The 23,260-nt window shown below is 45.8% G+C and carries 26 protein-coding genes; all 26 read left to right on the top strand.

Features of this window, described 5'->3' with window-relative positions; all coding sequences use genetic code 11:
* Positions 1-27: 27 nt before the first annotated feature.
* The 26 genes from DW965_RS11580 (at position 28) to bglX (ending at position 23,247) form a co-directional block, all read left to right on the top strand.
* Positions 28-1,437: a relaxase/mobilization nuclease domain-containing protein gene (locus DW965_RS11580; RefSeq protein ID WP_119198408.1), complete on the top strand. Its 1,410-nt coding sequence runs from the start codon at positions 28-30 to the stop codon at positions 1,435-1,437.
* A 262-nt stretch (positions 1,438-1,699) separates the two neighbouring features.
* The gene (locus tag DW965_RS11575) at positions 1,700-2,083 is read left to right on the top strand and encodes a GntR family transcriptional regulator (protein WP_015564335.1); all 384 of its coding nucleotides are present in this window, start codon (positions 1,700-1,702) and stop codon (positions 2,081-2,083) included.
* On the top strand, positions 2,076-2,936 hold the full coding sequence (locus tag DW965_RS11570; RefSeq protein ID WP_119188572.1) for an ABC transporter ATP-binding protein: 861 nt from the start codon (positions 2,076-2,078) through the stop codon (positions 2,934-2,936). The genes DW965_RS11575 and DW965_RS11570 overlap by 8 nt, the downstream gene beginning before the upstream one ends.
* Complete coding sequence (locus DW965_RS11565) at positions 2,929-3,579, top strand: ABC-2 transporter permease (RefSeq protein ID WP_015542934.1); 651 nt, start codon at positions 2,929-2,931, stop codon at positions 3,577-3,579. Before DW965_RS11570 ends, DW965_RS11565 begins: the two co-directional genes overlap by 8 nt.
* A 9-nt stretch (positions 3,580-3,588) precedes the next feature.
* Entirely contained in the window at positions 3,589-3,711 is a 123-nt protein-coding gene (locus tag DW965_RS20420; protein ID WP_256372459.1) for a hypothetical protein, read from the top strand.
* A 28-nt stretch (positions 3,712-3,739) separates the two neighbouring features.
* Positions 3,740-4,408 (top strand): response regulator transcription factor, encoded by a 669-nt coding sequence (locus tag DW965_RS11560; protein ID WP_117514288.1) that lies wholly within the window; start codon positions 3,740-3,742, stop codon positions 4,406-4,408.
* Entirely contained in the window at positions 4,405-5,418 is a 1,014-nt protein-coding gene (locus tag DW965_RS11555; protein ID WP_119198407.1) for a sensor histidine kinase, read from the top strand. The genes DW965_RS11560 and DW965_RS11555 overlap by 4 nt, the downstream gene beginning before the upstream one ends.
* 101 nt (positions 5,419-5,519) lie before the next feature.
* Positions 5,520-6,272 (top strand): ABC transporter ATP-binding protein, encoded by a 753-nt coding sequence (locus DW965_RS11550; protein WP_117514285.1) that lies wholly within the window; start codon positions 5,520-5,522, stop codon positions 6,270-6,272.
* Between the two features lie 4 nt (positions 6,273-6,276).
* Entirely contained in the window at positions 6,277-8,340 is a 2,064-nt protein-coding gene (locus DW965_RS11545) for an FtsX-like permease family protein (RefSeq protein WP_119188571.1), read from the top strand.
* A gap of 29 nt (positions 8,341-8,369) precedes the next feature.
* On the top strand, positions 8,370-8,630 hold the full coding sequence (locus DW965_RS11540) for a hypothetical protein (protein WP_119198406.1): 261 nt from the start codon (positions 8,370-8,372) through the stop codon (positions 8,628-8,630).
* A gap of 46 nt (positions 8,631-8,676) precedes the next feature.
* Positions 8,677-8,934 (top strand): hypothetical protein, encoded by a 258-nt coding sequence (locus DW965_RS11535; RefSeq protein ID WP_015542931.1) that lies wholly within the window; start codon positions 8,677-8,679, stop codon positions 8,932-8,934.
* 131 nt (positions 8,935-9,065) lie between these two features.
* A complete protein-coding gene (locus DW965_RS11530; RefSeq protein ID WP_117514281.1) occupies positions 9,066-9,458 on the top strand; it encodes a winged helix-turn-helix domain-containing protein in 393 nt (130 codons plus the stop codon).
* A gap of 504 nt (positions 9,459-9,962) precedes the next feature.
* Positions 9,963-10,385 carry a hypothetical protein gene (locus tag DW965_RS11525; protein WP_015542925.1) on the top strand — a complete coding sequence of 141 codons (423 nt, stop codon included), beginning with the start codon at positions 9,963-9,965 and terminating at the stop codon, positions 10,383-10,385.
* A 714-nt stretch (positions 10,386-11,099) separates the two neighbouring features.
* Positions 11,100-11,939 (top strand): metallophosphoesterase family protein, encoded by an 840-nt coding sequence (locus DW965_RS11520; RefSeq protein WP_243036624.1) that lies wholly within the window; start codon positions 11,100-11,102, stop codon positions 11,937-11,939.
* 63 nt (positions 11,940-12,002) lie between these two features.
* Positions 12,003-12,149 carry a hypothetical protein gene (locus tag DW965_RS19360; RefSeq protein WP_015542922.1) on the top strand — a complete coding sequence of 49 codons (147 nt, stop codon included), beginning with the start codon at positions 12,003-12,005 and terminating at the stop codon, positions 12,147-12,149.
* Positions 12,150-12,246: 97 nt separating this feature from the next.
* On the top strand, positions 12,247-13,860 hold the full coding sequence (locus tag DW965_RS11515; RefSeq protein ID WP_117514278.1) for a recombinase family protein: 1,614 nt from the start codon (positions 12,247-12,249) through the stop codon (positions 13,858-13,860).
* Positions 13,847-14,590 (top strand): serine hydrolase domain-containing protein, encoded by a 744-nt coding sequence (locus tag DW965_RS11510; protein WP_199681650.1) that lies wholly within the window; start codon positions 13,847-13,849, stop codon positions 14,588-14,590. Before DW965_RS11515 ends, DW965_RS11510 begins: the two co-directional genes overlap by 14 nt.
* A gap of 332 nt (positions 14,591-14,922) precedes the next feature.
* Positions 14,923-15,150 (top strand): HPr family phosphocarrier protein, encoded by a 228-nt coding sequence (locus DW965_RS11505; RefSeq protein WP_147326098.1) that lies wholly within the window; start codon positions 14,923-14,925, stop codon positions 15,148-15,150.
* Positions 15,151-15,335: 185 nt separating this feature from the next.
* Complete coding sequence (locus tag DW965_RS21390; protein WP_330421147.1) at positions 15,336-15,566, top strand: hypothetical protein; 231 nt, start codon at positions 15,336-15,338, stop codon at positions 15,564-15,566.
* A 17-nt stretch (positions 15,567-15,583) separates the two neighbouring features.
* Positions 15,584-16,291: a hypothetical protein gene (locus tag DW965_RS21385; RefSeq protein ID WP_330421146.1), complete on the top strand. Its 708-nt coding sequence runs from the start codon at positions 15,584-15,586 to the stop codon at positions 16,289-16,291.
* Between the two features lie 77 nt (positions 16,292-16,368).
* Entirely contained in the window at positions 16,369-17,202 is an 834-nt protein-coding gene (locus DW965_RS21380) for a hypothetical protein (RefSeq protein ID WP_330421145.1), read from the top strand.
* A 59-nt stretch (positions 17,203-17,261) separates the two neighbouring features.
* Complete coding sequence (locus tag DW965_RS21375) at positions 17,262-17,942, top strand: ATP-binding domain-containing protein (protein ID WP_442857827.1); 681 nt, start codon at positions 17,262-17,264, stop codon at positions 17,940-17,942.
* On the top strand, positions 17,906-18,253 hold the full coding sequence (locus DW965_RS11495) for a hypothetical protein (protein WP_119198404.1): 348 nt from the start codon (positions 17,906-17,908) through the stop codon (positions 18,251-18,253). The genes DW965_RS21375 and DW965_RS11495 overlap by 37 nt, the downstream gene beginning before the upstream one ends.
* Positions 18,247-18,654 carry a hypothetical protein gene (locus tag DW965_RS11490; RefSeq protein WP_243036623.1) on the top strand — a complete coding sequence of 136 codons (408 nt, stop codon included), beginning with the start codon at positions 18,247-18,249 and terminating at the stop codon, positions 18,652-18,654. The genes DW965_RS11495 and DW965_RS11490 overlap by 7 nt, the downstream gene beginning before the upstream one ends.
* A gap of 16 nt (positions 18,655-18,670) precedes the next feature.
* The gene (locus DW965_RS11485; RefSeq protein ID WP_117760606.1) at positions 18,671-20,860 is read left to right on the top strand and encodes a DNA topoisomerase III; all 2,190 of its coding nucleotides are present in this window, start codon (positions 18,671-18,673) and stop codon (positions 20,858-20,860) included.
* 176 nt (positions 20,861-21,036) lie between these two features.
* The gene (gene bglX / locus DW965_RS11480; protein ID WP_119198402.1) at positions 21,037-23,247 is read left to right on the top strand and encodes a beta-glucosidase BglX; all 2,211 of its coding nucleotides are present in this window, start codon (positions 21,037-21,039) and stop codon (positions 23,245-23,247) included.
* The last annotated feature ends 13 nt before the right edge of the window (positions 23,248-23,260 follow it).

Raw genomic sequence — 23,260 nt, 5'->3', positions numbered from 1 at the left:
TGAAATTAAGTTAAGGAGGTGACGAAAATGGCGACCACAAGACTGATGCCTCTGCATGTAGGAAAAGGTCGGGACATCTCTACTGCGATTGCAGATATTATTGATTATGTAGAAAATCCGCAGAAAACCGATTTTGGAAAATTCATTTATGGCTATGAGTGTGATACCCGGCTTGCTGATGCAGAGTTTCTTCTTTCTAAACGACAGTATGCAAATCTGACCGGCAGAAACCAGGGGGCGGATGATGTGATCGCCTACCATCTCCGTCAGGCATTTAAGCCCGGCGAAGTTACGCCGGAAGAAGCCAATCAGATCGGCAGGGAGCTGGCGCTAAAACTCACAAAAGGAAAACATGCCTTTGTCGTCTGTACCCATGTAGATAAGCACCATGTCCATAATCACATCATTATCAACTCTACTACACTGGACTGTCAGAAAAAATTTCGCAACTTCTGGGGCTCTACCTGGGCAATCCGGCGAATGAATGACAAGCTGTGTTTGGAGCATGGACTTTCGATTGTTGAAAATCCGAAACCCAGCCGGGAGCATTATGGCACATGGCTGGGAAATAAAAAGCAGCCTTCCTTTCAGGAGCAGATACGTATTGCTATTGATGCTGCATTAGAGGAAATGCCAAAAGATTTTGAGGAACTTCTAAAGAAGCTGGAGGCTGCCGGGATTGAAGTTAACCGTGAAAGAAAACATCTTCGGTTCCGAGTTCCGGGACAAGAAAATTATACCCGATGCGATACGCTCAAAGGCGATTATACAGAACAGGCCATCAAAGAACGAATTGCCGGTACACGGACAGTAAAATCCCGCCATACTTTTTCAAAAAAACCGGTTTCCAAAGTTGGATTGCTGGTAGATATAGAGGCTGCAATCCGTTCCGGCAAAGGTCCCGGTTATGAGCGTTGGGCAAAAGTGTTCAACTTAAAACAGCTTTCCCAGGCAGTGCTCTACTTAAAAGAACATGGCGATATGGGTTATGAGGATCTTCTGGAAAAAGCCAACGCCGCTACCACTAATTTCAATACCTTATCCGTTCAAATTAAAGATTTAGAGTCAAGAATGAACGCCAATGCCGAGCTACAAAAGCAGATCGTAAACTATGCGAAAACGCGGGCTGTCTATGTAGAATATCGCAAAGCCGGGTACAGCAAAAAATACCGAATAGTACATGAGGCTGAAATTCTGCTGCACCAGGCGGCAAAGAATCATTTTGACGAGCTAGGAATCCAAAAGCTCCCCTCTGTTAAATCTCTCCGGGAGGAATACACCGATCTTCTGGAACAAAAACGGAAAGCCTATTCTGCCTATAAGCAGGCCAAAAATGATATGAAAGAACTTCATAATGTTCGGGCTAATGTGGAATATCTATTAGAGATTTCTTCCCCACCGCTACCGCAGCGCAGCACAGAAAAATCACGTCAATAAGGTTTGTCAGCTTTTCGTTTTCAGCGTTCCAACGGAACGCGCAGCCATTGCCACCGGCAATGATCTCAGGGGTTTGGGGATATGTCACCAACAAGCATTTAGCAGGAATTCCGGGAACGGGATTTCTGCTAAATACGCAATCTTACGTAAGATTGCATTGCTTGCCAGTAAGTTTAGCTCCATGTATTGACATCTTAGCCGCGTTTGTGTTATACTGTTATACATAACAGCACAACAGTTAAAACACACGGAGGATGCAGCAATGAAACTGATTATTTCAAATGTATCTGGCATCCCCATATACGAGCAGATTAAACAGCAGATCAAGGCGGCTATTTTATCTGGCGAGCTTCAAGCCGAAGAAACTTTGCCCTCCCTTAGAACACTTGCCAAAGACTTAAAGATCAGCGTCTTAACAGTGACAAAGGCATACACAGAATTAGAGCAAGAGGGATTTGTTAAAAATGTGCAGGGGCGTGGATGTTTCGTAATGGGGTCTGGTTCAGAACTGATTAAGGAGCAGCTTATTTGCAAAGTAGAAAACAATCTCACCGAAGCAATAAAAGCTGCAAGAATGGCAAATCTATCCACAGAGGAATTACATCGCCTTTTGGACATTTTAACGGAGGTAAAAACAGATGACTAATTATTTAGAGGTAACGAATCTTTCAAAATCTTTTGATTCTTTTCAGCTTCACAATATCAGCTTTACTTTGCCAAAGGGATATATTATGGGCTTGATCGGCCCGAATGGTTCTGGCAAAACAACGACAATCAAACTGATTTTGAATATGCTCAAGCGCACCGGTGGCACAGTCAAAGTGATGGGGCTGGATAATATCGCAGAAGAACAAAAAGTAAAATCAGAGCTGGGCGTTGTTTTCGATACAAATTATTTCAGTGATGATTGGAAAGTGTCGCAGGTTGAAAAATCCATTTCGGTATTTTATCCAAATTGGGACAGCCAGAAATTTGCGGATATGTTACGGAAATTTCACATTGCACCAACCAAAAAGGTAAAAGAACTTTCCAAAGGTATGCAGATGAAGTTAATGCTTGCCTGTGCGTTTTCATACGACGCCAAGCTGCTGATCCTCGACGAGCCGACCAGTGGACTTGATCCGGTTTCCAGAGATGAACTTTTGAAAATTCTTTCAGAGTATATTGAAGATGGCGAGCATAGTGTTTTGTTCTCCACCCATATCACAGGCGATTTGGAGCGTGCAGCCGATTATATTACCTACATCAGTTATGGCGAGCTGTACTTTACTGGCAGCAAAGATGATTTTGTAGATATGTTCCGCATTGTAAAAGGTGGAATTGAGGAACTGTCCGATGATCTGAAAAATAAGGCGGCTGGTATTCGTACATTCCCTACGGGATTTGAGGCTCTGATGAAAACCGAAGATATTAGCGGTTTCCTTAACCTGACCGTTGATCCTGCCACCATTGATGAAATTGTAGTGTTTACAAGCAAGAAAGGTGACGATTATGAGTAATATTTTGAAATCCACAAAATTAGATATTGCATTGGTAAAACCATATTTTAAGACGATTTGCTTTACCCTGCTCCTGCCGATTGTGTTTGCCGCAATCAATCGTTCTTTGCTGACAGGGGTATCATTTGCTATGTGCTTTATTGCCATGACGACGGGATATACCTTTTCCATCACAGAAAAAAACAGCATGGATCGTCTGTTTGGTATTTTACCTGTTCGTAAAAGCGAGCTTGTGATCGGACGCTATGTTTTTGTCCTTGCAATGGGGCTTCTTTCCTTGATTATTTCTTTGATTGCACAGCCGCTTGTCTTGAAAGTGCTGGGTGAAACAGTTGGCGTATTTGATATTGTAACTGCCGCTATTGCAGGAGTATTCTTATTTGCACTCTATACCGTGTTCCAGATTCCGGGATATTACAAGTACGGCTCAATCAAAGGACGGGTATTTATGTATATTCCAGTGGCCGGTTTTTTGGTGACTTTACTTCTTCTCTCTAAAATGCCAGCTATCGGGAACTCAATTATTTCAGTCGTTGAATCTTCTCCGATACTTCTCGTTTTCCTTGCGGTTTTTGCTATTGTCGTGATGTATGCGGTTTCAATCTTCTTGTCCATTCGGGTTATGAAGAATAAGGAAATGTGAGGTGATTGTATGGATTTCACAATTTTGGCAATTGTGCTTTTGCTTGGTGTTGGCGTTCCTATCCGCAATAAACTCATACGGAAATATCGGGATAAAAAGAAACAAGAAGATAATAATGATAAGCTGAAATAATATTTTATTTTTCTTCACGGAGGCTAATATGAAAGAAAAAATATTGATAATAGAAGATGATCCGTTAATACGGAATGAATTGAAAACGCTACTGCAAAGCAACGGCTATGAAACGGTGGCTCCGGAGAATTTTTCTGATGTGATCGACCGGATCAAAGCCGAGCAGCCACACTTGATTTTGCTGGACATCAAACTGCCGGGAACCAGTGGCTTTTCTCTCTGCACCGAGATTCGCACATTTTCCGAAGTACCAATCATCTTTGTGACAAGTTGCAACACGGATATGGACGAGCTGAATAGCATTATGCTGGGTGGAGACGCTTTTATCACGAAGCCCTATAACACAGCAATCCTGCTTGCAAAAATTGCTTCTCTGCTGAAGAAAGCCTATCCCGCACAGCAACAGGAACAGATCGTCTATGGAGATGCGGTGCTGCATCTGGAATCCAGCAGTCTGGACTATAATGGACATAGTGTAGAACTTACCAAAAACGAATTAAAAATTCTCTATTACTTTTTCAAGAACGGAGGAAAAATCTGTTCTCGCGGAGATATTATTGAGTATTTGTGGGACAATCAGCTATATGTGGATGACAATGCTTTGAGCGTCAATATCAACCGTATCCGGGAAAAACTGGCGGGCATCGGTCTGACGGATTTTATCAAGACAAAGCACCGACAGGGGTACACGATATGAACAGCAGACGATATTGGAAAAGCAGGCTACCATTTCTGCTGACGAACCTTGTTTGTATGGCTGCACTCACTGTATTTTTGTTGGTGTGCGGCAATTCGGTTTCCGCAGTAGTATTGATCCTGATTGTATGGGCATTGATTTTGCTGACGGGACTTGTCCTCACTTACTGGAAACGGAAGCGGCAGATGAAAAAACTTCTGGATATGGCGGAGCAGCTTTCCGAAAGATACCTCATTTCCGAAGTGATGGAGCTGCCGGAACAGGCCGAGGATCAGGTTTACTATCAGCTTTTGAAAATGGCTGGAAAATCCATGTTGGAGCAGATTGGAGAGGTCGAGCGGGAACGCCTGGAGTACAAAGAATACATTGAGCAATGGATTCACGAAATCAAAACGCCCATTACTGCCATGAAACTTCTATGTGAAAACCATCGGATGAACTGGACAAAAGAACTTCTGCTGGAACTGGAAAAGACCAACCGCTTTACCGAACAGGCTCTTTATTATGCCCGCAGTGAGCATACAGAGAAAGATTATTCTGTCCGGGAAATGGCACTGTCCCAAGTGGTGCATCAGGCGATTACAGATAATAAATATCTGCTGCTCCAAAGTGGTATGCGTCTGGAAGTGGAGGAAATGCAGGACACGGTTTATTCAGATGAAAAGTGGGTGCGTTTTATCCTAAATCAACTGATCGCCAATGCGGTCAAGTATCGTATGGAACAGCCGGTTCTCCGCATTTCTACTCATAAACGGCAGGATCAGGTGGTTCTTGTCGTGGAGGATAATGGAATCGGGATTGCTGCGTCCGATCTGCCCCGTATCTTTGAAAAGGGATTTACCGGTCAGAATGGTCGTATGGTTCAGCAGTCCACGGGCATTGGTCTGTACCTATGCAAACGGCTTTGTGAAAAGCTGGGTATTGGCATTATGGCGGAGTCGTCGGAACATGGCACAGCCATTTCCCTTTCTTTTCATATTAACTGTCTGATTCATGAAGTGCAGAGCTGAGAACCGTTCTGCACTTCTTACATTTTTGTTAGAACTTTGTAAGAAAACTTGATACAAACGAAGCCGTTCTTATTCTACAATAGAGATCAGAGGTGATAACAATGAAAGAAATTTTGAAACTGGATCATATCCAAAAATATTACGGAAATGGCGGGAATGTTACAAAAGCAATTCAGGACATCAGCTTTTCCGTTCAGGAGGGGGAATTTGTAGGAATCATGGGAGCATCCGGTTCCGGCAAGACTACCCTGCTCAACTGTATTTCCACCATTGATACCGTCAGTGCGGGACATATCTATCTGGACGGAACCGATGTGACGGAAATCAATGAAAAACAGATTGCCCGGTTTCGTCGGGAGAATCTTGGATTTGTATTTCAGGATTTTAACCTGCTGGACACTCTGACAATCTCGGAAAACATTGCCTTGGCACTGACTATCAACAAGGTTCCTGCAGGTGAGATTGATGGGCGGGTGCGGGAAATGGCCGGAAAGCTGAATATCACGGATATTCTGGATAAATATCCCTATCAGGTGTCCGGCGGTCAAAAACAGCGGTGTGCCTGTGCCAGAGCTATTATCAACCAGCCAAAGTTGATCCTGGCGGACGAACCTACCGGCGCGTTAGATAGTCACTCGTCACAGGCCTTGCTCTCCACAATCCAGAGTATTAACGAAAGCCTTGACGCCACAATCCTGATGGTAACACACGACGCTTTTTCGGCAAGCTATGCCAATCGTATTCTCTTTTTGAGGGATGGGGCAATCTTCACGGAAATTCTCAAAGGCAGCGATTCCCGCAGGACTTTCTTTGAAAAAATTCTGGATGTTCTTACTATGATGGGGGGGAATTGAAATTATGCTGGCAAGTCTTTCGCTCCGCAATATGAAGCGGCAGTTAAGTGAATACAAAATTTATTGGCTCTCCCTTATCGGCGTTGTTGCCCTTATGTATGCGTTTAATTCTCTTATTGTTTCTCCCACTATGCAGCAACTCTTTAGTTTGTTTGCAGAAAGCGGAAACAGTGATATTGGTGTCATTGCCACCCTTTTTTCTATCGTTATTGTATTTGCGCTTGGGTGGTTCGTGAGCTACATGATGGACTTCATATTGCAGCGCCGTAGCAAGGAGATTAGCACCTATATGATATTGGGTGTAGAAAAAAGCGACATCTGCAAAATGATATTTAAGGAAAACACTTTGTTTGGCCTTTTGGCTCTTATCGTGGGTTTTGGCTTTGGAATTTTAGTGTCTAAAATATTAGAAAATTTTGTTTTAAATTTGTTCAACTTTCAAGAATCGTTATTAGATCTTCTATCTATCAAAGCAGTTGGTTTGACTTGTATCGAATTTTGCATTGTCTATATAATCGCATTGATTAAGACAGATAGAAAAGTCCAAAAGGTTAAATTGATAGATCTCTTGAATTACAGCCGGAGTAACAGTAGCGTCCATGAACATCAATCTCGGGCTGGCCTCATTTTTTTGCTGTTTTCCGTGGTAATGCTCACTTTAAGTTTCTATTCGTTTGCAGGAACAAAACAGACAGTGACAAACATTACCATAGGTGCAGTTTCGGCAATGTTAGGGCTGTTGTGCTTCTTTCGTGGATTTGTTTATATCATACACGAAATATTCAATAAGTCTCGGAAATGGAAATATAGAGGAAGTCATTTAGTTACCTTGCGAATGTTTCTTTCCAAATCTGAAAAAATGAGTTTCTCATTAGGTGTTATCTCAATTTTATTCACCTGCACCATCGTTTGTATAGGTATGACAAATGCTTTTTATCAGGTCATGGAGAAAGCAGTTGTTATGCAGCCATTCGACCTTGCGATTGTTCATGTAGGTGAAAACGGAGATTATAGCCAATATTCTTCATTCTTGAATGAACGCATTGATGTGAGCAGCCAATATTCCTATTGCTTATATACAGATAAAAGCACACGATTTACTGATACTAGAAATCATCTCTTAACAGAATACTGGAACAGGGCAGCCAAAGCCGTATCTGTCAATGACTATGTTATTGCCGAAAACCAGCACGATGCTTTTATGAAATATAGTGATTATTGTAATTTGCGGGCAATGTTGGGCCTGCCTCAAATTTCATTGGCTGAAGGACAATATATCATTCATTGTCTGCCATATCTAAAAGATACATTTTATGCTAATGAAAATTTGCAAATCAAGAATAGCACTCTGGCTTACAGTGGTATTTGCACCGAGGCGTTCTCACAGTATGGTGGATATGGTAACGGCCAAGACTTTGTAATCGTTGTCCCGGATCACTATATTGAAAATATGGAAGTGATGTACAGTCTCTATGTTGTTCAATCCAAAGCAGTGATTGATATGTCTGAATTAGAAAACACATTCCCACAAGTTAGGCCATTGAACTCCAATGTGGTTGCTTCCGGGGAAAACGGATACACAACAAAAATCCTCGACAACGGGGACTATTATTACACAGGTAAATTGGCAAGTACACCTACCAGCCAAGCTATTTTAATTATTTTGCCATTGTGCTACTTGTCGTTGGTTATCGGAATAATTAGCATTGTAATACTTGCTGTCCAACTCTTGACAGAAGTCAAAACAATAAAGCGTCAATATAATGTCATACGAACATTGGGAAATGAGGTGTTTGCTCTTGAAAAAATGTTGAGAAAGCATATTTTCCTTTATTTTACGCAGCCACTTGTTCCTGCTTTAGTCGTTGGTAGCTTCTTATTAAAAGCAATGAGTTATACGCTTTTTGTAGCTTCTTATGATGTGCCTATATTTGATAATTTAACCACACTGATAGCGTTTGTTATTTTGAGCGCTTTATTAATCTTTGCACTCATTTATTTCCTGTATGTGTTTATTACATCACAAGCCATGAGAAAAGAAATAATTCCCATGACATTGGAGAAGTAAAATGAGAAAAACTTGAAGTAAGCGACGCAATGGAACTGACCCCGGCATTGATTTTGAATCTGGTGCTGCTGATCGTCCCGCCTATTGTCCTTGTGCTGATGTTCCGACAATGGCTGGCCCAGCATATCCACTGGACAGTTGCCTTGATTGCTCTTTGTGATGTTCTTCTGTTTTGGGATGAACTGTTCTACTATGAGAGCTTCGGCCTATTCGCTGTACTGATTCTGGTACAGTTGGCGGCCACTGGCGCAGCAGCGTCCCGCATTTACTACAAACAAAGAAAAGGTTGAATAGAAAATAGGTATTATCAATCAAAAATATCATTGGAGGTAACTTATGGAAAAAGAAACAATGGGAACTGTAATTTCAGTTACAAAACAATGGTGGTTAAAAGTGAATCGTAAACCTGTCCGCGCTCATGCTATGGATGGCGCAGCCTTTCCGCATACTATCAAGGTCAAATATACGATAGACGGTAAAGATTACATCTGCCGAAAATGGATTGGTGCAGGAAACAACGTTCCTGACAAGGGAACAACGATTAAAGTTACCTATTGGGAAGATAAGCCATCGAAAGCAAGAATTGAGCTCTAATCAATAAATTTATCAAAATATGGAGGTGATGATGTGATGGGACATTAGCTGTTTTTGATATTGAAGAATCCGGCAAGAAGATTGGTGAAAAGTTATTTCTGCTTCTTAACGAGGAACAAAAGAATGCTCTAATGCAATATATTTTGGAACAAGGAGTCAGTCATGGAACAGTATTCAATTCCTGTCACACTTTCTCCGCAGCAGAGAAGAATCCTCTTACAGAAATACAAGAAGGCGAGCTTTATCTATGTCTGGAACACCGCACTGTCAGGGTTAGGGAACGGATTATCAACTTGACAAGTAAGGAGTTTGATATACTGGCATTGCTCATTGCCAATCCCAAACGTGTTTTTACTTACGAACTGATTACCGATTTGGTTTGGAAAGAGGATTGTGATTTCTATTCGAGAAAAGCGATTCATAATCATATAAGTAAGCTGCGTAAGAAATTGCGTTTTGAACCGGATCTTCCAAACTACATTGAGAGTGTCGCCGGGATCGGCTATAAATTTGAACATCTATAACATGAGCCCACAAGGTGTTGTTTCCCCTTGTGGGCTTGCTTTTTGCAGCATATATTCTAAGAGCAGAATATGTAGAAAATTGCGAATATAAAGAGTAAAAAGCGAATGTCTGCGGACTGATACAGGAAACATAACCGATATAATTTTCTCCCAAGGAGGTATCAAGCAGCCGATTCAGGTTCCTCCATGATGGGAGGAAATGCCTATGCGTCTATGCAACACAGATTTGCAAATAAACTGCTTTACATTCGGTCACCTATACGTCGTAGTCCAGTTCGTATGGATTGCGGCGTTTTTGGTTTCGACAAAGTTAGAGCATTTTCGCTGTCAGCCTCCCGGAGAAATTTCATATTGCTGCTTTGGCGCGCCTGTTCTTTGTACGGGCGCGCTTTTTTGTACCCTTTTTTTAATCAGAAAGAGTCTAAGACACTATCACTGCCGCAGCCCACCCTCTGATTTCGATTTTTACCATCAACTCAAACATCGAAATTGGAGGAAATTACTATGAAAAAAATCAATCTTCGGGATTATTACCCGTATTATACACAAGACATGATCGTTGAGGTGCCGGATGAAGTTGCTTTGTTGCTTCGGGAATATATGTTGTTGGAAGAAGCCTATCGGATTCGTACATACCGCTATAAAGCATTTTACTCTCTGGATCGAGACGAAGGTATTGAGCGTGAGATATTGCAAAAGCCTCTTAACCCGGCAGAAATTTGGGAACAGCGTCAAATGACAGAGTTGATTTATAAAGGTCTTTCCAAACTTCCGGTAAAGCAGCGCCAACGGATCTATGCACACTTTTTTCTTGGCATGAGCAAAGCAGATATTGCCAAAGCGGAAGGAACACACAAAAGCCGGATCACCCGTTCTATCGAAGCCGGATTGCGTAGTCTGGAAAAATATTTCAAAGAAATTTTATAACAGACGGCAACTTTGCCCCTAAAAATGTACTGAATAGTAGAGGGACATATTCGGCGGGACAAGCTGGACGGGTGTGGTAAGGAAGCATATACATCCTCCCACCCCAACTGCAATATCAATTTGTCTGCCATGCCCCTTGCTTGTTCCTTGACAACCGAATATACGCTGTTACAGGTACTTCATTCTGTGTTCCGAGCGGCAGATGGGGCGGCGCGGTGACAGGCGGCCTAAGGAGGTGATGAATCCAGGCTGTCCGAGCGATAAACGCAACCTACGAAACCGGCTGTGGCAGGCCGGACGCGATAACGACACAGATCATAATGGTACTTCTTCACAGCTTCCTAAAGACTTGGGGAGAGTTCCTGCGGCGTTTGCTTGCTCTGGCAAAGCGGCGGCGTATGTGGGACTATGATGCGGTGACGCTACCCGCAGCCTGTAACAGCCCCGTCCTTATTACAGAAGGACTTGCCGGGGTGCGTGGCAAATACGGCAGTAAAATCGAAATCAGATATAATGGGCCGGATTTATATGTGTAATGACCATAGATCCGACCTATTCATGTGTTTTTGATGATAAGATATAAAAATGTGGGAAGAAGGTGATCTATACTACAGGTGGAAAACATAGCGGCGGAAACTGCTGAAAGTATTGTTTCTGTGTGTTATAATCAATCAAGATGCAAATGCTTAAAGGATATAAGGAGTGAGATACAGCATGAAAATACTTTATGTTACAGATCTGCATGGAGATAAAAATAAATACAGAAAATCATTAGAAATAGCTATGAAACAAGAGATCAGGGTTATTGTGAATGGTGGAGATATGCTTCCAAAATTGGGAGAAAGACATACAGAACAACCGTTATTTATCAAAGGATTTCTAAGTAATTACTTTTCCATATTGCAAGAACATAACATTACATATCTTAATATGCTGGGGAATGACGATTTGCTATCTGTGGATAATCTTTTTGAACAGACTTGTGGGGGATTCGCAAATGTTCATAATATAGCAGGTAAAAAAATTTGCATTGACGAATATGAATTTATTGGAATGAATCAGATTTTGGATCATCCCTTTGGATGTAAGGATCGAGTTGTTACAGAGACAGATTATATTCCCCAAAGACAACTTAGCTTTTTTGCAGGTATATCGAATGAATATGGTTATGACAGAATTTTTGACTGGTTGGAGTATTCTAAAACAGAACTTCCATTGATGTGTGGAATTTTGAAAGAACTGCCTGAACCGGAGAGTCCGAAGAAAACGGTATATGTTATGCACATGCCTCCTGCCGGATTGCATTTGGGACAGCTTCTATATCAGGATTTGGATATAGGATCAGTAGATATTTATGAGTTCCTTAAAGCCAAACAGCCGTTACTTTCTCTGCATGGGCATATTCACGAAAGTCCTGATACAGAAAAAGGATCATGGATGAATCAGATAGGTACTACAACCTGTATTCAGCCAGGGCAGACAGAGTTTGGCGATAGTAGTATGGTTTATGCAGAGATAGACCTAAAAAGCGGAGCTATGCACGAAGAATTGTAAATATATAGGAGTAAAAAACACCAGTGATGGTGTTTTTTTGTTGCCTGGAAATGAGGTGAGCACATGGAAAATCCTAAACAGGAGAATGCAGTCCAAATTGGGAATACAACGTTTTATGTAACTTCCGTTTTTTCCGGTACGGTTCAGTTAGAGTATTTAATTAAACGACTAATCCAGAAAGAAATTGAGCAGGAAAACAATACCCGTTGATTGAAAAAACAGTAGAGCAAATTGCTGAAAAGAGTGCTTAAACGTGTTATAATTATAAAGTACAAAGCAGTTTGTTTGCTGTTGGAAAGGAGCAGAAATGTTAAAACAGCAGACAAAACTAAGAGTTAGATTATATGCACGTTTATCGAAAGACGATGGGGATGCGGATAAGGAAAGCAACAGCATTACCAATCAGTTGCAGATGTTAAGGTACAACGCTAAGGAAAAAGGATTTGAAGTGATAGGCGAATATGTGGACGATGGTTATTCTGGAACTACCTTCAACCGGCCGGATCTGAACCGTATGATTAAAGATGCTATGGACGATCCGGAACCGAGCGGTATCATGGTAAAGGATATGTCACGTTTTGGACGTAACAATGCCATGTTCATGTATTATGTGGAAGAAATCTTTCCTAATAATGATATTTTGTTTATTGCTTTGAATGATGATGTTGATACAAGATTTGATGAAAACGAGATGATGCCGTTTAAATCTATTATGAATGAGTATTATGCCCGTGATACATCAAAGAAAATCCGAAGCGTAAAAAAGACAACAGCATTGAGTGGTGGGTTCTGCGGTTCATTTGCACCTTATGGTTATGTGGTGGACCCAGAGAACAAAAGAAAGCTATTGGTTGATCCTGATACAGCACCTATTGTCAAACGAATTTTTGAATTATCGAAACAAGGCAACAGCGTTCATCAGATTGCGAGAACCTTGTGCGAGGATGATGTTCTGATTCCGAGAGCATACAGGGCAATGAAGAAAGGCACTCTGGAAACAAGTACAGGATTTAAGTTTCCAACGGACTGGGTGGCAAAGAATGTGAAGATGATTTTGGAGAATCAAGTGTACTTGGGACACATGGTTTCTCATAAGACACAGACCAAATCATTTAAGAATAAGAAGCCGGTTGCAGTTCCGAAAGAAGAATGGATTATAGTACGGAACACCCATGAAGCGATTATTGATGAAGAAACCTTTGAACTGGTGCAGAAATTCATCAGTGTAAAAAAACAGCCAAATAAAACAGGACGTCCTAATATATTTGTGGGTCTTGTGAAATGCCCGGATTGTGGTCGCAACATGGCGTTTTCTAATCCAAATGGAAGGGAGCCTCGCTTTCGCTGCAGAACTTATGTAAGGAATAGCAATCTTTGTACAACCCATGCCATTTCTTATGAGGCGTTACAACAGATTGTTATGAGTGATATTCAAAAGCATATTAAGAATATGGAAGCCTTAGGAGATCAGTTTATACAGGAAATGCACGAATTGAGCGAAAAAGGCGGCAGTAAGAAAATCAAACAGTTCGAGAAAGACTTGGAAGTAGCAGAAAAACGGATTGCAGAAATTGATAGTGTGATTATGAAGCTCTTTGAGCAGAATGCACTCGGTAAGATTTCTGATGAACGCTTTGAAAAGATGTCCTCAGCTTATGAAAGTGAGCAGAAAGAACTTGCTCAAAAAAGAGACGAATTAAGAACTAAAATCAGAGCGGAAGAAAAGAAAACACAGAGTACCAATCAATTTTTGGAAACAATTCGTAAGTATGAAACAGTAACAGAACTGAACCGTTCTATGCTGGTGGAGCTGATTGATAGTATTTATGTATATCAGGCAGAGGGAACCGGCAAAGATCGTAAGCAAAGAGTGGAAATTAACTATCGTTTTCTTGCGGGGTCTCAATGTGGTATCGCCTGAAGAAAACGGCGGAACGATCAGTACAGTAGAATTTGCAAACCGTCTTGGAAAAGTCCCGCTTCTGTATCAGCCGGGCCAGTCCTGGAGTTATGGAACGTCGGCGGATGTCGTAGGTGCGGTGATTGAGGTGGCAAGCGGCATGCGCTTTGGGGATTTTCTGAAAAAAGAAATTTTCGAGCCGCTCGGCATGAACGATACCGATTTCTGGGTTCCGGCAGAAAAGCAGGATCGTCTGGCGAAGGTGTATGACTGCAGGGAGGGACAGCCGTCCGTCCGTTATCTGGACAATAACCTTGGCATTCAGAACGATATGGCGTACCGCCCGGCATATGAGGCAGGCGGAGCAGGCCTTGCATCTACCATCGACGATTATGCGAAATTTACGCAGATGCTGCTGAACGGCGGCACCTACAACGGTGTACAGATTCTCCGTCCGGCGACGGTAAAATTTCTGGGAGGCCACACATTAAGCGCGGTACAGCAGGCAGGCTTTGATAACTGGATCGGTCTGGAAGGATTTTCCTACGGAAATCTGATGCGTGTTCTGGTAGATCCGACGCGTGCGGTAACGCTGGGAAGCAAGGGTGAGTTCGGCTGGGACGGCTGGCTTGGATGCTACATGGAAGTCGTGCCGGAGCAGAATATGACATTTCTGATGATGACCCAGAAAAAAGATGCCGGAACGTACACCCTGTCCCGGAAGATCCGAAATATTATTTTCAGCGAATAACTTTTCATGAGAGTGATTCTCAAGTAAGGCCTTCCGGCCCGTCAGATCAGACGAAAAAAGTGCCGGAAAAGAAACAACTTAACGAATCAGACGGAACATATGAGCAAATTGCTGTAAAACTACGTCGAATTTTGTCTAAAACGGATATTTGCAGTGAGACAGATGTATGCTATTTTAGTGTCAGTCGAAAATGAAGGCGATTTCATTACTACTTTCAGAAAAAACAGCAAAAAAGGGATATCGTGTAAGTTTTTGACCGATTTTGAAGGAAATAAAAGAAAGAATTCAAAATCATGAAAAGAAGACTAAAAAGCAGAAAGGATGCAGAAAATATGATTTCGTTACCGTTAAAGTTTGATGAAGTAGAGAGTGTAGAAGAATTTGTAAATATGGTGAAACGCCTGGATTACGACGTTGACGTAAAAATAGGACGATGCGTCTTTGATGCGAAATCCCTGATGAGTGTCCTGATGATCGCCGGAAACCCGGATGCGGTTGTGGAAGCCCATACGAACGATATCGAAGCATTTAAAAAGAAATTTAAGGATTACCTTCAGTAAGAAAAAAAGTCGGAAAGGCACTGTGTGTAAGATGCATGGTGTCTTTTTGATGCACGAAAAAGCGGGTGAAGTATCTTGCCGGGGAGACGTGTGCATGGTAAAATAAAGTCTATTGGGATGGAAATAAGAGAATCAAAAGAACGGGCTGATGTAGAAGAAGTTTTTCGTAAAAAAGGAGGTACAAAGTGGAAGAAGAGAAACTGGAAAGAAGCATCAGAAAATCAGAGATTCCCGGACTTACGAGGGAAGAGGAGGAAGCACAGCTTGCGAAGGTGATCGGGATTGCCGAGCAGAATCTGGAACAGGCGAAGGCGGATATCCGGCTGGCGAATGAGGACCTGGCGGATCTGATGGAGACGTACGACGCAAAAGAGGCGGAAGCCTGGCGCTCTGGAACAACGCGACGGCGAAGCTGAATGCGTACCAGCACGGCATGGCGCGGCTGGAAAAAGCGAGAAAGAAGCCGTATTTCGGGCGGATTGATTTTCAGGATCCGCGGCTTTCGTTTTTAGAGTCCTATTACATCGGGCGCGTCGGCATTTCCGATGAGAAGGCGGAGCCGGTTGTGCTGGACTGGCGGGCGCCGATTTCCTCCGTCTATTATGAGAACAGCACCGGGCCGTGCAGCTATACGGTGAGTTCAGAGGGTACTTTTTCGATTGATCTGAAAAGAAAGCGGACGTATGAGATTGAAAATGACCATCTGAAAGACTTTTTTGATTCCGATGTGGTAGCGAACGATGAGCTGCTGACAAAGTATCTGGCGAAGAACAAAAAAGCGGTGCTCGGTGAGATCATTGCGACGATCCAGCAGGAGCAGAACCTCATTATCCGCAGATCCCCGAAGACGAATCTGATCGTACAGGGCGTGGCTGGCTCCGGAAAGACGACGGTGGCGATGCACAGGATTTCGTACATCCTCTATAATTACGAGGAGGACTTCCGGCCGGAGGATTTCTATATCATTGGAAGCAACCGCATTCTGCTGAACTACATTACCAGCGTTCTGCCGGAACTCGATGTGTACGGCATCCGTCAGATGACGATGGAGCAGCTTTTCATCCGGCTTCTGTATGAGGACTGGGACGAAGAAAAGTACATGGTACACACCATCGACGCGCGGATGAGAAAAACAGCATAAAGGGCGGAAGCGGCTGGTTTTTCGATCTGGAAAATTTCTGCCGTACGTACGAGGCAGAGCAGATTCCGCGGGAGCCGGTGCGGCTGGAAAAAACGGGAACATTGCTTCTGGACGCCGAGTATATTGATAACTATTGCAGGGAGCAGTCCACACTTTCCATGGAAGGAAAGATGTGCATGCTGAACGAGATCCTGCTGGCAAAATTTGAGAACGAGGTTTCGGGAAAAGAAGTGACGTTTCCGGCGCGCGAAAAAAAGGCGCTGAAGCGGAAATACGAGAAATATTTTGGAGATGGAAAATGGCGGGGATCCATTTTTGATCTCTATTTACAGTTTCTGGAGCAGCAGGCGGAGAAAGGAAAAGCGGTGGAAGTGCCGGAAAACTCCTTTGATGTCTATGATCTGGCGGCGCTGGCATACCTCTATAAGCGGATCAAGGAAAACGATCCCGTGCGCGAGGCGAGCCATGTGGTCATCGACGAGGCGCAGGATTTCGGGATGATGGCTTACCAGGTGCTTCATTACTGTCTGCGTGACTGTACGTATACCATTATGGGAGATACGTCGCAGAATATCCATTTTTCCTACGGCCTGAACGACTGGGAGGAGCTGAAAAAGCTGATTCTGACCGGCACGTACGATGCGTTCGGCGTTCTGCGGAAGAGTTACCGGAACACGGTGGAGTCTCCGATTTTGCAAATGAAATCCTGCGGCACGGGGATTTTGCGATTTATCCGGTGGAGCCGGTGCTGCGGCACGGAACGGCGGTGCGGAAAGAAGCATTTGACGATGAAGCGGCGCTGCTCGCCGCGGGTGTTCAGACAATCAAGACATGGCAGGCGCAGGGATATGAGACGATTGCCGTTGTATGCCGGGATGAGGCAGAAGCGGCGGATACGGCGCGGAAGCTGAAACAATACGTGCCGGTTGTGGAGGAGGATCTCGAGACGGCAGAGTTCGGCGAGGGCGTGATGGTGCTCCCGGTGGCATATACGAAAGGTCTTGAGTTCGATGCGGTGCTGCTTCTTGATCCGACGGAAGAAAAATATCCTGAAAATGACGGGCAGGTGAAGCTGCTTTACGTGGCGGCGACGCGGGCACTGCATGAGCTGGCGGTGCTGTATACAGGAGAACTGACGGGAATCCTTGCCAAAGAAGCGCCGAAGGGCCGTCACAATCAGGAATTTGCCATGGAGACGCTGACGAAGGCGAAAGAGTATGAGAAGGTTTCGCTGACGCAGAAGAAGGCGCGTGAGGAGAACCGCGCGATCGGCATTCAGGAGATGGACGAGCGGAACAGCCATGGACCGAAACGGATTGTGATCAAGCCGGAGCAGAGGCCGGGAATGGCGCTTGGAAATACAAGCACGACCGGAACAGCGGTGATGGCAAAAGGCAGTACGGCAACGCGGAGGGCTGCGGCAGAAACGGGAGAAGAAATTGCCGCAAAGACAATGCAGCAGCGTGCACCGGAAGGGGTGTCATCTATTTTGCTGGTGCGGCTTATCATGGAAAGGCAGGCGGCAAAGCGCCGGGAAGCAGACGGAGTGCAGGAATGCAATATGGAACGGGCATGGCCGGAGTGCAGAGTGCAAAAAGACCGGGCGGAGCAGGTATGGTACCAGGAGAAGCCGAGAAGACGGAGCGCCTGAATACCTCACTTTACGCTTTCGGTGCAATCCCGGAAAACGAGCTGCTGCGCATCAAGGGCCATTCGAAGATCAAGTGTGCGGTGAAATGGGCGAAGAAAGGAAAATCGGCGGTTGAGATTGCCAGCATGTACGGCATTTTACGTATCACCCCGATCACGCCGGAGGTGATCCGCATCAGTTTCGTAAAAGGTGTGACCGCAAAAGTGCAGGACACGTACTGGAAGCCGAGGCAGACACCGCGTTTCCGTGGAGTGCGAAAGAATCGAAGACGGCGGTTCTGGTCGAGACGGAAAAGCTGCGCGTCATGGTAGAAAAAAAGGACGGCGCGGTGCAGTTCCTGACGCCGGACAACAAACCAATCCTTTCCGAGAAGCGTGACGAGCCGCGCATGATCGACGGCGGCATGACATGGACGTTCTTCGACTGGAGCGGTTCCGAAAAGCTGAAAGCAAAAGGCATTCTTTCGACCGAGTGGCTGGATCTGACCGCGAAGGCGCGCTACGTCTCTTTTGGCGGAAAGCAGGCGCGGATGCCGCTGTTTGTTTCGAACCGCGGCTACGGCATTGCGGCCGCCGCGTCCCGGACGGCACTGCTGTGCAATGTACGGACGTTTGGAACGTATCTTCACACCGCAGGGGACGGACAGATTGATTATTACTTCATTCTCGGAAAAGACCGGGAGGAAATTGTAAAACAGTATAAAGAGCTATAAAAGGAGCAGACATTTTATGAAAACTCTGGTAATTGCAGAAAAACCATCCGTGGCACGCGACATTGCGCGCGTACTGGGGTGCAGCAAAAAAGAAAACGGAGCGCTGGAGGGAAACAAGTATATCGTTACCTGGGCGCTCGGCCATCTGGTGACGTTAAAAGATCCGGAAGACTATGACAAAAAGTATAAGGAATGGAATATGGCAGTTCTGCCGATGATGCCGGAAAAACTGCAGATCAAGGTCATTCCGCAGACGGGAAAACAGTACCATGCAGTGACGACACAGCTTGCGCGGAAGGACGTGAATGAGATTGTCATTGCAACCGATGCCGGACGCGAGGGTGAGCTGGTGGCGCGGTGGATTCTCGACAAAGCACATAACCAGAAGCCGTGTAAGCGTCTCTGGATTTCCTCTGTGACGGACAGGGCGATCCGTGAGGGTTTTGCCAATCTGAAGGATGCGAAAGAGTACGACAATCTCTACCGCGCTGCCGTTTCCCGTGCCGAGGCGGACTGGCTCGTCGGCATCAATGCGACGCGGGCGCTGACCTGTAAATACAATGCACAGCTTTCCTGCGGCCGTGTGCAGACGCCGACACTTGCCATGATCGCACAGCGCGAGCAGGAAATCCGTGAATTTGTCCCGAAACCGTATTACACGGTGACGGCCGCGGCGGGCGGTGTGGTCTACACCTGGAAAGATGAAAAATCGGGCGGCACAAGAATCTCCGATCCGGAAAAGGCAAAGCAGATCGCAGAGAAGGCAAAACGGTATCCGCTTGTCTTACAGAACGTAGAAAAGAAGAAAAAGCAGAAAGAAGCGCCATTGCTCTACGATCTGACGGAGCTGCAGCGCGATGCGAGCGCACGGTTCGGCTATTCGGCAAAACAGACGCTGAATCTGATGCAGAGCCTCTATGAGACCCATAAAGTCCTTACGTATCCGCGGACAGATTCACGGTATCTGACGAAAGATATTGTGCCGACGTTAAAAGAGCGGCTGGATGCGGTCAGCATCGGCCCGTACAAAGCACTGGCCCAGCAGGCGAAGCGCAGTCCGCTGAACGGAAAGCTCTCCTTTGTCAATGATGCGAAGGTTTCCGATCACCATGCCATTATCCCGACAGAGCAGTACGTGCAGTTATCCGCACTCTCGAACGAGGAGCGCCGCATTTATGATCTTGTTGTGCGCCGTTTTCTTGCGGTACTGCTGCCGCCGTGTGTATATGAAGAGACGGTGATCCAGGCTTCCATCGAAAAGGAATGCTTTACTGCGCGCGGAAAGCGCATGGTCGAGAAAGGCTGGCAGGAGGCGTACGAGGATAACCGGTACGACGAAGAGGATGAGGCGAAAGAAGAGGTGCGGGAGCAGAATCTGCCGCTTCTGGAGGCAGGCATGAAGATCGGGCAGCCGAAGATTAGTCTCCGCGAAGGAAAGACAAAACCTCCGGCACGCTTCACGGAAGGCACGCTGCTCTCCGCGATGGAAAATCCGGTCCGCTACATGGAAAACCGCGACAGCAGCCTGGTAAAAACGATCGGTGAGGCGGGCGGCCTTGGAACGGTTGCGACCCGTGCGGATATCATCGAGAAGCTGTTCCGCAGCTTTCTGATGGAGAAAAAAGGCAATGAGATCTATCTGACCTCGAAAGCACGCCAGCTTCTGAAGCTGGTTCCGGCGGATTTGAAAAAGCCGGAGCTGACGGCAAGCTGGGAGATGCAGTTAAACGACATTGCAAAGGGAAAGAAGCGGCGCGATGTGTTTATGAAGGAGATCCGCAGCTACACGGTGGAACTGATCGATGAGATCAAGACGGAAGAGGGAACGTTCCGCCACGACAACCTGACGAACAAGAAGTGCCCGAACTGCGGAAAACGGCTGCTTGCGGTGAATGGAAAGAACGCAAAACTGCTCGTCTGCCAGGACAGAGAGTGCGGCTACCGCGAGACGGTTTCCCGCACGACGAATGCGAGATGCCCGGTCTGCCATAAGCGCATGGAGATGATCGGAAAGGGCGAGGATGCGACGTTTGTCTGCGCCTGCGGCCACAAAGAGCGCATGACAAAATTCCAAGAGCGCCGCAAAAAAGAGGGCGGCGGCGTGACGAAGCGCGATGTGGCAGCTTATATGAAGAAACAGAAAAAAGAGGCAGAAGAGCCGGTGAACAATGCGTTTGCCGCGGCATTAAAAGGAATTAAATTATAAAAAAGGGAGCGAGTTCTGCCGAAAATCAAAAAACGGCGGAACCCGCTTTTTTTGTTAAAATCGTTGAGGAAAAGGTCAAAAAAAGTGATTGTTTTATGCAGAGTTATGCCGTAAAATAGAAACAAATGATATAAGAAACAGGAAAATTCTGAAAATAACAACAGGGAGGTTTTTCAATGAAACAGACAGATTTGGAAAAGCTGCTGGCGGATATGTCGCTGAAAGAGAAAGTAGATCAGATGCTTCAGTTAAGCGGAGCATTTTACCTCGGGGATGAAAACAGCGTCCTGACCGGCCCGGCAAATGACATGGGAATCGGAAAAGAGGACCTGGAGATGGCCGGTTCCATTCTCGGTGCAGCCGGTGCCGATACGATGAAAAAACTGCAGGATGACTACATGGCAAAACAGCCGCATCACATCCCGATGCTGTTCATGATGGATGTCATTCACGGCATGAAGACCATTTTCCCGGCGCCGCTGGCGCAGGGAGCCACTTTTGATCCGGAGCTCTCCGGCGAGTGCGCGTCTGCAGCCGCAAAAGAAGCATCCGCGGCCGGACTTCACGTTACCTTTTCTCCGATGGTTGACCTTGTGCGCGATGCGAGATGGGGCCGCGTTGTGGAATCCACAGGCGAAGATCCGTACCTGAACAGCCGCTTTTCCGAGGCGATCGTAAAAGGCTTCCAGGGCGATGATTTAAAAACACCGGGAAAAGTTGCCTCCTGCATCAAACACTTTGCAGGCTACGGCGGAGCAGTCGCAGGAAGAGATTACAACACCGTAGAGCTCTCAGAGCATACCTTCCGTGAATTCTATCTTCCGGCATACAAAGCAGGCATTGATGCGGGCGCAGCGATGGTGATGACATCATTCAACACGATCAACGGCGTTCCGGCGAGCACCAACAAATGGCTGATGCGCGATATCCTGCGCGGCGAGATGGGATTTGACGGCGTGCTGATTTCTGACTTTGCAGCCATTCTGGAAACCGTTGCCCACAGAAGCTCGAAAGATGCCGCCGATGCAGCGAAAAAAGCGCTGGAGGCAGGCGTGGATATTGATATGATGACATCCGTTTACGCCGCAAACCTCTGCCGTCTCGTAGAAGAAGGTGAAGTGGACGAGCATCTGATTGACGAGTGCTGCCTGCGGATTCTGGAGCTGAAAAACAAACTGGGACTGTTTGAAAATCCATATAAAGATGCGGATGCCGAGAAAGAGAAAGCATACAACCTCTGCCCGGAGCACCGTGCACTGGCGAAAAAAGCAGCGGAGGAATCCTTCGTCCTGCTGAAAAACGACGGCGTACTGCCGCTCGACACTTCGAAAAAGATTGCATTTGTCGGCCCGTATACCAACAATCATGAAATCAAGAGCAGCTGGTCCTTCACCGGCGACAGCAAGGACTGCGTGACGATTCAGGAAGCAGCCGAGAAAGTCTTCGACGCATCACGCACCACGTATGCGGAAGGATGCCCGGTTATCGGAAACGATGTGGAGCTGATCGGATTTACCGAGACGACACCGAAAAAATACAGTGAGGAAGAGCTTGCTGCCATGGAGCAGAGCGCACTACAGGCAGCAAAAGAGGCCGATCTCGTGGTAATGCCGATGGGTGAGCATTATCTGCAGAGCGGCGAGGCGACCAGCCGTGCCATGATCGATGTGCCGGAAATCCAGATGGAGCTGTTCCACAAAGTGCTGGCCGTCAACCCGAATGTGGTTGTCGTTCTGTTCAACGGCCGCCCGCTGGATCTGCGGGAAATCAGCGCTAAAGCAAAAGCCATTCTCGAGGTATGGTTCCCGGGAACCGAGGGCGGAAGCGCTGTTGTGGATGTTCTGAACGGAAAGAAAAATCCGTCCGGCCATCTGCCGATGAGCTTCCCGTACTGCGTGGGCCAGGCACCGGTCAGCTACAACGAGTATTCCACCGGAAGACCGAATCTGCCGGGCATGAAAGAGCGGTTCCGCTCCAAATATCTTGACATTCCGAATGCACCGCTGTATCCGTTCGGCTATGGTCTTTCCTACACGACATTTGCCATTTCGGATGTCGTGCTTGACCAGAACGAGATGGATAAGAATGGCAGAATTGCAGCAAAAGTAACCGTGAAGAATACCGGTGATGCTGCAGGCTGCGAGGTTGTTCAGCTGTACATCCGCGATGATTATTCCGATGTGGTTCGTCCGGTGAAAGAGCTGAAAGGTTTCCGGAAAGTAGAGCTTGCCCCGGGTGAGGAGCAGGAGGTTACGTTCTATATTACCGAAGAGGATCTGCGCTACTACCGGCTCGACGGAACCTTCGGCAGCGAGCCGGGTACCTTTACGGTGATGATCGGCAACAGCAGCACGACGGAAAACAGTGCGGTATTTACTTTAAAATAAATTGGGAAAAGAA

The sequence above is a fragment of the Blautia sp. AM47-4 genome (assembly GCF_003479865.1).
Classification (GTDB): domain Bacteria; phylum Bacillota; class Clostridia; order Lachnospirales; family Lachnospiraceae; genus Fusicatenibacter; species Fusicatenibacter saccharivorans.
This window is presented reverse-complemented; position numbering and strand designations above follow the sequence as displayed.

Excerpts from the sequence above, each read along its gene's own strand:
- bglX (WP_119198402.1), top strand. The coding sequence starts at position 21,037 with ATGAAACAGACAGATTTGGAAAAGCTGCTGGCGGATATGTCGCTGAAA.
- DW965_RS11495 (WP_119198404.1), top strand. The coding sequence starts at position 17,906 with ATGGTACCAGGAGAAGCCGAGAAGACGGAGCGCCTGAATACCTCACTT.
- DW965_RS11545 (WP_119188571.1), top strand. The coding sequence starts at position 6,277 with ATGCTGGCAAGTCTTTCGCTCCGCAATATGAAGCGGCAGTTAAGTGAA.
- DW965_RS11565 (WP_015542934.1), top strand. The coding sequence starts at position 2,929 with ATGAGTAATATTTTGAAATCCACAAAATTAGATATTGCATTGGTAAAA.
- DW965_RS11515 (WP_117514278.1), top strand. The coding sequence starts at position 12,247 with ATGTTAAAACAGCAGACAAAACTAAGAGTTAGATTATATGCACGTTTA.
- DW965_RS11540 (WP_119198406.1), top strand. The coding sequence starts at position 8,370 with ATGGAACTGACCCCGGCATTGATTTTGAATCTGGTGCTGCTGATCGTC.
- DW965_RS11490 (WP_243036623.1), top strand. The coding sequence starts at position 18,247 with ATGGTAGAAAAAAAGGACGGCGCGGTGCAGTTCCTGACGCCGGACAAC.
- DW965_RS21385 (WP_330421146.1), top strand. The coding sequence starts at position 15,584 with ATGGCGCGGCTGGAAAAAGCGAGAAAGAAGCCGTATTTCGGGCGGATT.
- DW965_RS11575 (WP_015564335.1), top strand. The coding sequence starts at position 1,700 with ATGAAACTGATTATTTCAAATGTATCTGGCATCCCCATATACGAGCAG.
- DW965_RS11580 (WP_119198408.1), top strand. The coding sequence starts at position 28 with ATGGCGACCACAAGACTGATGCCTCTGCATGTAGGAAAAGGTCGGGAC.
- DW965_RS11535 (WP_015542931.1), top strand. The coding sequence starts at position 8,677 with ATGGAAAAAGAAACAATGGGAACTGTAATTTCAGTTACAAAACAATGG.
- DW965_RS11525 (WP_015542925.1), top strand. The coding sequence starts at position 9,963 with ATGAAAAAAATCAATCTTCGGGATTATTACCCGTATTATACACAAGAC.
- DW965_RS11550 (WP_117514285.1), top strand. The coding sequence starts at position 5,520 with ATGAAAGAAATTTTGAAACTGGATCATATCCAAAAATATTACGGAAAT.
- DW965_RS11570 (WP_119188572.1), top strand. The coding sequence starts at position 2,076 with ATGACTAATTATTTAGAGGTAACGAATCTTTCAAAATCTTTTGATTCT.
- DW965_RS11520 (WP_243036624.1), top strand. The coding sequence starts at position 11,100 with ATGAAAATACTTTATGTTACAGATCTGCATGGAGATAAAAATAAATAC.
- DW965_RS20420 (WP_256372459.1), top strand. The coding sequence starts at position 3,589 with ATGGATTTCACAATTTTGGCAATTGTGCTTTTGCTTGGTGTTGGCGTT.
- DW965_RS11555 (WP_119198407.1), top strand. The coding sequence starts at position 4,405 with ATGAACAGCAGACGATATTGGAAAAGCAGGCTACCATTTCTGCTGACG.
- DW965_RS11505 (WP_147326098.1), top strand. The coding sequence starts at position 14,923 with ATGATTTCGTTACCGTTAAAGTTTGATGAAGTAGAGAGTGTAGAAGAA.
- DW965_RS11530 (WP_117514281.1), top strand. The coding sequence starts at position 9,066 with ATGCAATATATTTTGGAACAAGGAGTCAGTCATGGAACAGTATTCAAT.
- DW965_RS11485 (WP_117760606.1), top strand. The coding sequence starts at position 18,671 with ATGAAAACTCTGGTAATTGCAGAAAAACCATCCGTGGCACGCGACATT.
- DW965_RS21375 (WP_442857827.1), top strand. The coding sequence starts at position 17,262 with ATGGTGCTCCCGGTGGCATATACGAAAGGTCTTGAGTTCGATGCGGTG.
- DW965_RS11560 (WP_117514288.1), top strand. The coding sequence starts at position 3,740 with ATGAAAGAAAAAATATTGATAATAGAAGATGATCCGTTAATACGGAAT.
- DW965_RS19360 (WP_015542922.1), top strand. The coding sequence starts at position 12,003 with ATGGAAAATCCTAAACAGGAGAATGCAGTCCAAATTGGGAATACAACG.